Genomic DNA, 2,117 nt, shown 5'->3' with positions numbered 1-2,117 from the left:
CTGACATGGGACCTTGAGGGAGAAAATCTTAAGGATTATGTGGATTTTCTTGTGTCAGAAGGTCAGATTGAGCAGTACGATAACAGCGACAGGGAGTCTCTAAAAAATATATTAAAACAGTTTACAGGAACAGATGTTTGGCTTATAATAAAAGAAGAGTTCGGAGACCGAATGACCGAACTTATGCAGCTATCAGGTAGTGTGATAAAGGAAGAAAGTAAGAAACGCAATGGCTTACAGCAGGAAATGGACATGGAGCAGCTTGTATATGCAAGTGTCATGTATGCTGTAGGGACGAGATGCGGATTTGACTTATCTGTGCAAGAACAGGATTTTAGTCAGATCGTAAATATCAAAGACGAAGAGATTATTTACCGTCTTGGTTCCATTGTATGCGATGTCTCCTGTAGTGTTCTTAGAGAATTTAGTCGTAACTTAAAGGCAATCGAGAGCGAAAGGAGAATTGGATATGTTAGAAGAAATGACTTACAAGGAAGTGGACGGACTGCTTTATCCGCAGATAGAGATGCCGGACGAGACGGAGGATCTCACGAAGCTGGGCAAATACGGAAGGATGGCGATGAACTATCTAAAGGAGAACGAGCCGGCAAGATACAAGACGCTGATGAGATTCGGGAAGATGTACGAGAAGATGTCAGCGGTAGAGGAGGAAGCGAACCAGCTGTACGACCAGCTGGAGATGCAGTATCTGGCGAAGCACAAGCCACAGAATCCGTCATCGACAATGGAGATGTGGAAGATAAGAGAGCAGGCGAAGATGCAGGCAGAGGAAGTGGTACTGAATCAGATAGTGATGCGATTCCACTAGAATCTGATGATACAGAACTGAATAGGGAACTTGATGAAATCAATTCATTGGGTGTTAGTAAGGAAGCCGAATATACACAGGCTTCCTTTTTTTTCGACCAGAATGGGCAGGCAAGCATTGGCACTATTCATACTGAGGACGAAAACAATAATCAGTTTATGCGTCAGTTCGAGCAGGACAGAAAAGCTGCATTAGCAGGTAAATACAATTACCTGAATCCCAAAAAGTCTGCAACAGTACCAGGTGAGTATATCAAACAGGTGCTTATGAGAGGTACAGGTTTTATCGGTGGTAAGGGCAGGGTATGCAAGATTTTTGAAACAGAGATTGATGCAGGAACCAGAGCAAAGCGTATCAAAGCAGAATATGGTCAGGGAGGTGCAGGCTGGCCGGTTGACGGACTGGGACTGCACGGATATGACACATTTCATGGGAATGGACTGCGTTTTCAGTGGCGAGATGAGGATGGAGAGGTTGAAGGATATGTTTCATGGAAAGATATCGAAAAAGAGCTTGGTGTCCTTATTCTTACAGGGGAATACCAGCCTGAGACACCTCGTATTGATGAGCTTGCGATGGACGGACTCCGTGAGGATGATGAGGTTATTGATGCCGAATATCGGGAAGTGGAACCGGAAGAGGCAGAATCAGAGATTGATGATTATGCAATACCGGATGAGCCGGAGAGCTATGCTTCTAACAGAGATTATGTAAGTGCAAAAGGCATGACACCACAGGAAACTGCCGATGAAGACCGCATGGTAACACAGGCAGAATATGGTGCAGAGATAGAAGCTGAAACATCTGAAAAAGATCCATCAGAGCTTAAGTATATTACACCGATTGATTATGCCAAGCGTATTGCAGAGCTTGATGAAGACCTGCGTGATGCGGCGGAGATTCTTGTAACAGATTGCAGCTGCTACACTCCGTTTAGGGCATTCCTTATGGATGTGGTGCAGTCTGATTTTGCATTTATGCCCAATAAACTTGACCTTATCAGGGATATTGCATTAGGGACAGATAATGCAGAAAGAAAGGCATATTCCAACAATAAGTATGGTCTTGTGGAGTACTCAATCAGAAGTGGATATGTGAAGATCAGCTATAAGAACAGGAATGGTGTGCGTAAGGAAGGTGCTCTCGACTGGCGTGAGTTATATGAGATTTTATCCTATATGGTAAAACAGCCATTTTACTGCGGAGAAGACCAGAAGAAGTATTATCATGAGACAAAGCAGAAGGCTGACAGGGATAAGATGAATCCGGTCTATAAGAGATTCTTTGA

1 pseudogene is annotated in these 2,117 nt (G+C 43.8%); it reads left to right on the top strand.

The annotated features are described in order from the left end of the window. Positions 1–2,117 (top strand): annotated as a pseudogene (locus DXA60_RS19960) (helicase-related protein); the annotation flags it as partial.

The organism is Roseburia sp. OF03-24, from assembly GCF_003463035.1.
Taxonomy (GTDB): Bacteria; Bacillota; Clostridia; order Lachnospirales; family Lachnospiraceae; genus Roseburia; species Roseburia rectibacter.
This window is presented reverse-complemented; position numbering and strand designations above follow the sequence as displayed.